Below are 8146 nucleotides of genomic sequence, written 5' to 3'. Positions count from 1 at the left end.
CGACCGGGAGCTCGGCCGGCTGCTGGCGGTGGACTGGGTGAACGGGGTGGTCCCGCCGCCGGCGGTGGCGTACCTGTACGACGGCGGTGTGCTCGGCGAGGACGACCTCGCGGCGATCCGGTTGCAGGAGTCGGAGCTGCTGTCCTGGCGGCTCGTGCCGCGCGGGGAACTGACCGAGTACCTTCCCGGCTGTCTGGGCCGCCGGGTGCTGGCCGCACTGGACGTCCTCGCCGACGGCTCCGGCACGGCGGAACTGGAGAACGGCCACCGCGTCAGCTGAGTGCCCGGCCCCGTCCGGTGTGCGAGGACAAGGACCGTTCAGGGCCGGAACCGGGAGCCGAGGGCCGCAGCCTCCGGGACGGGAAGGGGAAGGGGAGGGGCGACGGGGGCGGCGGTCCCCCGCTCGAAGTCCAGCAGGCGCTGTTTGCGCTCCAGGCCGCCGCCGTAGCCGGTGAGGCCGCCGCTCGCGCCGATGACCCGGTGGCAGGGGATGACGATGCCGATCGGGTTGCGGCCGTTGGCGAGGCCGACCGCGCGGGAGGCCCTGGGGTTGCCGAGGGCCTCCGCGAGCTCGCCGTAGGTGCGGGTCTCGCCGTAGGGGATGCGCGCCAGCTCGTCCCAGACCCGCCGCTGGAACGGCGTGCCGTGCGGGCGCAGTGCGAGGGAGAACTCCGTCAGGTCGCCCGCGAAGTACGCCGCGAGCTGCTCCTCCGCCTCCTCGAAACCCGTGTCGTCGCGAGCCCCGAACGTCTCCTCGGCCGGCCGGTGGCGCTGGCCGGTCATGTAGAGGCCGCACAGGACGCCGTCGTCGGCGACGAGCGTCAGCGGGCCGTAGGGGCTGTCGATCACGGTGTGCTGCTTCATCGGCTTGGTGTCCTCAGGTTTCTCAGACGGGGAGGAAGTTGATCGGGTGGCTGTCGGTCGCCCACAGGTACTGCACCGCGTACGCCCGCCAGGGCCGCCAGGTCTCCGCGCGGGCGGTGAGGGCGGCCGGGGTGGACGGCAGGCCCAGCTCCCGGGCGGCGCGGCGGACGCCGAGGTCGGTGGGGAGGAAGGCGTCGGGATCGCCGAGGGCCCGCATGGCGATGACGTCGGCCGTCCAGGGCCCGACGCCGGGGAGGGCGAGGAGCGAGGCCCGGGTGTCGGCCCAGTCGCTCTCCGCGCCCAGGTGGAGGTCGCCGTCCGCCAGCCGGCGCACCAGCGTGGTGAGGGTGGCGCGCCGGGTGCGGGGCAGGGCGAGGGTGCCGGGGTCGAGGGCGGCCAGTTCCCCGGGGGACGGGAAGAGGTGGGTGAGGCCGCCCTCGGGGTCGTCGACCGGTGTGCCGTGCGCGGTGACCAGGCGGGCCGCGTGGGTGCGGGCGGCGGCCGTGGAGACCTGCTGGCCGAGGACGGCCCGGACGGCGAACTCCGCCTCGTCCGCCGTGCGCGGCACCCGGCGGCCGGGGGCCTTGTCGACCAGGGGCGCGAGGACCGGGTCGGTGCGGAGCTGGTCGTCGACGGCGACCGGGTCCGCGTCCAGGTCGAGCAGCCGGCGGCAGCGGCTGATGGCGACGGTCAGGTCGCGGGGGTCGGTGAGCGTGAGCCGGCAGGCGATGTGGTCGGGATGCGGGGCGAGCGCCGCGATGCCGTGCCCGTACGGCAGCCGCAGGGTGCGCCGGTAGGCGCCGACGGGGGCACCTCCCACGCCGTCGGGGCTGTGGGGGAGCCACTCCTCCACGCCGGGTACGGCGGTGGCGGCGAGGTGGCCGAAGAGGTTGTCGGGGTTGAGCGGGCTGCGGAACGGCAGCCGCAGCGACAGCGCGCCGGGGGCGGCGGAGGGCGGGGCGTTCCGCGGGGCCGCGCGGGTGCGCAGGTCGCTCGGGGAGAGGGCGAAGACCTCCCGGACGGTGTCGTTGAAGGTGCGCACGGAGGAGAATCCGGCGGCGAAGGCGATGTCCGCCATCGGTAGCCCGGTCGTCTCGACGAGCAGCCTGGCGGTCTGGGCGCGCTGGGCGCGGGCGAGCGCGAGGGGGCCCGCGCCCAGCTCGGCGAGGAGCTGGCGTTCGACCTGCCGGGTGCTGTAGCCGAGCCGGGCGGCCAGGCCGGGGACGCCCTCGCGGTCGACGACGCCGTCGGCGATCAGCCGCATGGCGCGGGCCACCAGGTCGGCCCGGTGGTTCCACTCCGGTGAGCCGGGGCTGGTGTCGGGGCGGCAGCGTTTGCAGGCCCGGAACCCGGCCTGCTGGCAGGCCGCGGCGCTGGGGTGGAAAACCATGTTCTCCGGTTTGGGCGGCACCACGGGGCAGCTGGGCCGGCAGTAGATCCCGGTGGTCAGGACGGCGGTGAAGAACCAGCCGTCGAACCGCGCGTCCTTCGACCGCACGGCGCGTACGCAGCGCTCGGTGTCGGTGTGCATCCCCATCCGCATGCCTCAAGGATCGGCTACGGCGGGCTGCCGGGTCTGGCGGGAATCCGACATCGACGTCGTCCGTCCTGCGGCGGCCCGGATCACCCGGCCGGTCCGGCCCACCGCCGCGTCCCACCGCCGCACGGCGGTGGGGCGCCCGTCCGGGGCGGGGGCTCAGCGGTCCGGCGGGGTGAGCAGGCCGCGCATGGTCTCGGCGGCACGGACGGCGGCGTCCGCGCAACAGTTGTTGAACAGCACATGCAGTTCGTCGGTCCGTCGTGCCGCGCGCCGCAGACGCGGGACCCAGGCGGCGAGTTCGGTCACGTCGTAGTCGTGGCGGAAGCGGTCCTCCTTGCTGCCCCTCCCCCAGGCCGGGCTGCGTCCGTGGAACCGTACGACGGCGAGGCCGGGGCGGCTGACGGGGGCGAGGGGCGGCAGGGAGGCGGTGAGCCCCTGCGCCATGTCCACACCGACGGCGGTGGCGCCCAGGGAGGACAGCAGCGCCCGGGTGTCGTCGGCGCGGTCGGCCCGCCACCACGCCGGGTGCCGGAACTCGACGGCGAGCGGCCAGCCGGCCGTGCGCCGCGCGCAGTCCTCCAGGGTCCGTTCGGCGGTGGAGCCGGGTGCGAACCAGGGCGGGAACTGGAACAGCACGGTGCCCAGCCGGCCGGCGGCGCGCAGCGGCTCGACCGCGTCCGCGAAGCGCCCCCACACCTCGTCCAGCAGCGCGCCGTCCACCGCCCGGGTCCGCAGGTCCGCCGGCAGTGCGCGCGCGGGTGTGGGGTGTCCGGTGAGCAGGGAGAACGCCTTGACGTCGAACCGGAACCCGTCCGGTGTGCGCTCCACCCACAGCTCGCTGTTGCGGCGGCGGGGCAACGCGTAGTAGCCGGAGTCCACTTCGACGACGGGCAGCCGGGCGGCGTAGTGCCGCAGCCGGCCCTCGGCGTCCCGCCGTCCGCGCGGATACCAGCCGCTCGCGAGGAGTTGACGGTCCGTCCACGAGCACGCCCCGACCAGAATGTCACCCATGGGAGCCCGGTTACCCAGGGCTCCCGCGGATGTGTCCCCCGTCCGGCCGGTCGTGATCGGCTAGCCGGCCGCCGTGGGCCGTCGTGCGGCCGCCGGCGCCTCCTTCACGTCGGTCAGCGGGCGCAGCCGGTAGGTGTACGCGTAGTCGCGGTCGGCGAAGAGCTTGAACTCGTCGTGGGTGTGGGCGCCCCAGCTGTTGTCGCCGCCCACGCCCATCTGCCGGTGGTTGACCCGCAGGACGACGGCGTCGCGCGGGGTCAGCTGGTAGTCGTGGCGGACCCCGGCCGACAGGTCCTCCGGGGTGAAGTGCGAGGCGTTGATCTCCAGGAGGGGTTCGCCCGACACGAGCAGGCCGCGCCCGCGGCCGTCGGTGAGGGCGGCCCAGCGGACGTCGGTCTTGTTGCCGTTCTCCTGGGGGCGGATGTACGGGGTCCACTGGCCGGCCACGGTGGAGGCGTACCGGCCCACGTCGGTGCCGGTGTTGCGGTCCCAGTGGTTCTCCTCCGGGCCGCGGCCGTAGTAGTGCAGCCGGTCCAGGCGGCGCGGCAGGAACAGCAGGGTGCCGACCTCGGGGAGGTGGGGGAGGTGCGCGGCGCCCGGGTGGAGCGTGTTGTCGACCTTGATCTCGCCGTTGCCGAAGACCGTGTACGTGGTGGTGTACGTGGACTCCACGGTGGTGGGCAGGGTGCCGCGGACCGTGATCTCGACGGCCCGGTCGTCGAGGGTCCGTACGGCGACGTCCGTGACCTCGCGCCGGGCGCCGGCGTCGCGCCAGGTCGCGTTGCGCAGGTGCTGGCCGTTGCCGTGGTCGTTGTCGGTGGGCGCCCGCCAGAAGTTGGGTACGGGGCCGGAGGTGAGGAGGCGGGTGCCGTTCGCCTCGTAGGAGGTGAGGGTGCCGGCGCCGCGGTCGACGGTGACCGAGAAGTCCCGGCCGGTGATCCGGATGTCCCTCTTCCGGTCCTCGTGCCGCAGGACCGGAACGCTCCGCAGGGGCACCGGCGTCACGGCCGGGCTGCCGGCGTCGAGCGGGAGCTGCTGGCGGGCCACCTCGAAGCCGGCCTCGGCCCACGGGGTGGGCTCCTTGGTGGTGAAGGAGAGGTGGAGGAAGTACTCGGTGCCCGGCTCCGGGCGGGCGGGCAGGCGTACGGGCAGGCTGATGTCCTTGGCGGACAGCGGCGGCACGTCGAGCTGGTCCCGGGTCAGCCGCCCGCGCCGTACGACGTGTCCGTCCGCGGCGAGTTCCCAGGTGGCGTCGAAGTCACGGAGGTTGGTGAACAGGTACTCGTTGGTGAGGGTGACGTCGCCCGGCCGGGTGCCGGAGGCGGCGTGGACGGCCTGGTAGACGCGCTTGACCTCGGCCGCCTTGCCGGTGTGTCCGCGGTCGGCGGTGACGATGCCGTCGGCGACGAAGGCCCCGTCGTTGGGGTTGTCGCCCCAGTCGCCGCCGTAGGCGAGGAACGTCCTGGCGGCGGGGCGCTTGCGCTCGGTCGCGACGGTGGCGGCGTCGAACCAGAACCGCACGCCGTCGTCCTCGGGGCCGCGGCCGTCGTCGGCGAGTTCGGCGGCGGTGAGGGCGCGGGCGTAGACGCGGGCGCGGCGGAGGGTGCCGCTGAACTCGCGGGTCTGGTTGTCGGCGTCGGAGGCGAGGGCGAGGGGCGCGGTGTTGCTGCTGGGCCGCCGGTCGGTGGCGCGGGTGGCCCTGAGCACGCCGTCGGCGTACAGGGCGAGGGTGCCGGCGTCGGCGTCGAAGACCCCGGCGACGTGGTGTTCGCGGCCGGTCCAGCCGTCCGGCAGCGTCCAGTTGACGGCGATCCACTGGCCCTCGGCGTGGATGAAGAACTCCAGCCTGCGGTCGGTCTGTTTCAGCGCGTACTGGGTGTCGCCCTTGGCGATGACGGGCTGGTGGTAGCCCAGCACGTCCGGGGTGATCCAGGCCTCCAGGGTCAGGGATCCGGTGAGGTCGAGGCTGTCGTGGCGTTCGAAGACCGTGATGCCGGACAGTCCCCTGTCGCGGTCGAGCGTGCCGCGGGTGGCGAGGATCTCGCCGCGCAGGCCGGCCGGCCCGGACTCGGTGAGCAGCGTGCGGGCGGGGACGGGCGTGTGGAGGGACTGGTCGGCGAAGTCCCAGATCCAGCCGCCCTGGAGGACGTCGTGGCGGCGGACGACGTCCCAGTATTTGCTGAGGTTGCCGTTGGAGTTCCCCATCGCGTGGGAGTACTCGATCATGACGTAGGGGCGGGTGTCGGAGGTGTCGCGGGCGCGCTCCTCGACCCGCGCCGGGCTCTCGTACATCCGGGAGCGGATGTCGCTGACGCCGGGACGGTCGTCGCCCTCGTACTGGATGACGCGGGTGGGGTCGCAGGAGCGGATCCAGTCGTGCATGGCGGTGAAGGTGCTGCCGCCGCCGGCCTCGTTGCCGAGCGACCAGATCACCACCGAGGCGTGGTTCTTGTCGCGGTGCACCATGTTCCGGGCGCGGGCGAGGCAGGCCGCCGTCCACACGGGGTCGCTGCCGGGGTACTCGGAACGGATGCCGTGGGTCTCGAGGTTGGTCTCGTCGACGAGGTAGAGGCCGTACTCGTCGGCGAGTTCGTACCACAGCGGGTTGTTGGGGTAGTGCGAGGTGCGGACGGAGTTGATGTTCATCCGTTTGATGATGCGGATGTCCTCGACCATGTCCTCGCGGGTGAGGGCGGTGCCGCGGGCCGGGTGCATCTCGTGGCGGTTGGTGCCGCGGAGGGAGACGGGTCTGCCGTTGATCCGCATCAGCCCGTCCTTGATCGCGAACTCGCGGAAGCCCACCCGGTGGGACAGGGTTTCCACCACCTCACCGGCCGGGTCGCGGAGCTGGAGGACGGCCGTGTAGAGGTACGGCCGCTCGGCCGACCACAGCCTCGGTCCGGTCACGGGCTTTGAGGCCCGTACGGTGACGTCCTCCCCGGCGGCGGCCGTGGTGAGGTCCGCGCTCTGCTGGAGCGGGCGGGACCAGACGGCGTGGCCGCGCGCGTCGTACAGCTGGGTCTCCACGGTGTACCGGCCGCGCCCGCCGCCGCCGTACGCGCGGACGCTCGCGGTGACCGCCAGTTCGGCGTCCGTGCAGTCGGCGTCCAGCGGGGTGTCCAGCTTGAAGTCGCGCAGGTGCACGGCCGGGGTGGAGTAGAGATGGACCGAGCGGAAGATGCCGCTCAGCCGGATCATGTCCTGGTCCTCCAGCCAGTCGCCGTCGGCGTAGCGGTACACCTCCACGGCGATCTGGTTGGTGCCGGGCTTCAGGCGGTCGGTGATGTCGTACTCGGAGGGCGTGCAGGAGTCCTCGTCGTAGCCGACGAGTGCGCCGTTGATCCACACGTAGTGGGCGGACTTGACGCCCTCGAAGTGCAGGAACGTGCGGCGGCCCGCCCAGTCGCGCGGGACGGTGAACGTGCGCCGGTACTGGCCGACCGGGTTGTAGCGGGTGGGGGCGGCGGGCGGCCGGGGTTCCTCGCCGCGGCCGTTGGGGCCCCAGTACGGGTAGGTGATGTTCAGGTAGATCGGGAAGTCGTGGCCGTGCAGCTGCCACACGGAGGGGACCGGGAGGGTGTCCCAGTCGCTGTCGTCGGTGTCGGTGCGGTGGAAGTCGGGGTCCCGGTCGTCGGGGCGGTCGGCGTAGGCGAACTTCCAGGTGCCGTCGAGGCTCAGCCGGTAGGGCGAGCGGGTGCGGTCGCCGGCGAGGGCCTGCCGTACGCCGTCGTACGGCATGAGCGTGGTGTGCGGCGGCTCGGTGCCGACGGTGAAGACACCGAAGTCGTTCCACTCCGGGGGCCCGTCGGCCGCCGCCCGCCGGCCGGCGGCCGCGTGCGCGGCGCCCGGCGGGGCGGACAGGGCGAGGGCGCCGAGGACGGCGGCGCCGGACTCCAGGAGACGGCGGCGGCTGACGGCCGGCCGGCCGGGGCGGGCGGGCCGGTCGGCGGGAGACACGTGGGGGTGCGGCATGGACCGTGGCCTTCCTCGGTACGACAGGGCGCTGCACGGACTGAGGGCACGTCGGTTTCCCCGGTGCCGCGTCGCCGAGCGAGGGGCGGTGCGCCGGGGAGGAACAACGACGGGTGGTGACGGAGCGACTACTGAGCCAGCCACACCCTAGGACTCGCACACAATCGAAGCAATGATGCCGTCCGACTTTGTGCGGTGCTGATGGTTCGTCCGTGAGGGGCGTTCTCCCTGACGCACACCTCTCGGAACCCGGCCTACTCGCACGTAAAGTGGAGGAACAGGTCTGGCCCTCGAACCCCCGCACCGGTGAGAAGAGGCTCGTCATGGATCCATGGCTGATCTGGCTGATCGTCGCGGCCGTGCTGGCCCTGGCGGAGATCTTCACCCTGACCGCCGCACTGGGCATGCTCAGTGCGGCAGCGCTCGCCACCGCGGGAGTCGCCGCGCTCGGACTGCCGCTCTGGCTGCAGCTCCTGGTGTACGCCCTGGTCGCCGCCGGCACGCTGCTGTTCGTCCGCCCCCTCGCGCTGCGCCACATGGTCCAGCCCCAGACCGCGCGCTTCGGGACGGACGCCCTGATCGGCAAGCCCGCCTACGTCCTGTCGGAGGTGACGGGGACGGGCGGCCGGGTCCGTATCGACGGCGAGGAGTGGACGGCCCGCAGCTACGACGAAACCCTGGTCATCCGCACGGGAAGGACCGTCGACGTCATAGAGATCAGCGGCGCCACCGCGCTCGTCTACCCCAGGGACTGAAGCC

General features: G+C 73.5%; 6 protein-coding genes. 2 read left to right on the top strand and 4 right to left on the bottom strand.

All coding sequences use genetic code 11. The features are described from left to right. A partial coding sequence (locus IE172_RS19510) for an NUDIX hydrolase (protein ID WP_498067189.1) occupies positions 1-280 on the top strand: 280 nt, incomplete at its 5' end. A 38-nt stretch (positions 281-318) separates the two neighbouring features. Here the strand turns inward: IE172_RS19510 and IE172_RS19505 are convergent. The 4 genes from IE172_RS19505 to IE172_RS19490 form a co-directional block, all read right to left on the bottom strand. After that, on the bottom strand, positions 319-864 hold the full coding sequence (locus IE172_RS19505; protein WP_190098524.1) for a methylated-DNA--[protein]-cysteine S-methyltransferase: 546 nt from the start codon (positions 862-864) through the stop codon (positions 319-321). Between the two features lie 22 nt (positions 865-886). Then, a complete protein-coding gene (locus IE172_RS19500) occupies positions 887-2407 on the bottom strand; it encodes an AlkA N-terminal domain-containing protein (protein WP_306432797.1) in 1521 nt (506 codons plus the stop codon). Between the two features lie 153 nt (positions 2408-2560). Continuing rightward, positions 2561-3415, bottom strand: a complete 855-nt coding sequence (locus IE172_RS19495; protein WP_190098523.1) for a DUF72 domain-containing protein — start codon at positions 3413-3415, stop codon at positions 2561-2563. Positions 3416-3475: 60 nt separating this feature from the next. Next, complete coding sequence (locus tag IE172_RS19490) at positions 3476-7387, bottom strand: glycoside hydrolase family 2 TIM barrel-domain containing protein (protein WP_190098522.1); 3912 nt, start codon at positions 7385-7387, stop codon at positions 3476-3478. Between the two features lie 323 nt (positions 7388-7710). Here IE172_RS19490 and IE172_RS19485 point away from each other — a divergent pair, with 323 nt between their 5' ends. After that, complete coding sequence (locus tag IE172_RS19485; protein ID WP_190098521.1) at positions 7711-8142, top strand: NfeD family protein; 432 nt, start codon at positions 7711-7713, stop codon at positions 8140-8142. Positions 8143-8146 lie beyond the last annotated feature (4 nt).

The organism is Streptomyces griseoflavus (assembly GCF_014649995.1).
Classification (GTDB): Bacteria; Actinomycetota; Actinomycetes; order Streptomycetales; family Streptomycetaceae; genus Streptomyces; species Streptomyces griseoflavus.
Note: the sequence above shows the minus strand (reverse complement) of the source record. Positions and strands in the feature narration are given on the sequence as shown.

Coding starts and splice junctions, on each gene's coding strand:
- IE172_RS19490 (WP_190098522.1), bottom strand. CDS start 7,387: ATGCCGCACCCCCACGTGTCTCCCGCCGACCGGCCCGCCCGCCCCGGC.
- IE172_RS19495 (WP_190098523.1), bottom strand. CDS start 3,415: ATGGGTGACATTCTGGTCGGGGCGTGCTCGTGGACGGACCGTCAACTC.
- IE172_RS19500 (WP_306432797.1), bottom strand. CDS start 2,407: ATGCGGATGGGGATGCACACCGACACCGAGCGCTGCGTACGCGCCGTG.
- IE172_RS19485 (WP_190098521.1), top strand. CDS start 7,711: ATGGATCCATGGCTGATCTGGCTGATCGTCGCGGCCGTGCTGGCCCTG.
- IE172_RS19505 (WP_190098524.1), bottom strand. CDS start 864: ATGAAGCAGCACACCGTGATCGACAGCCCCTACGGCCCGCTGACGCTC.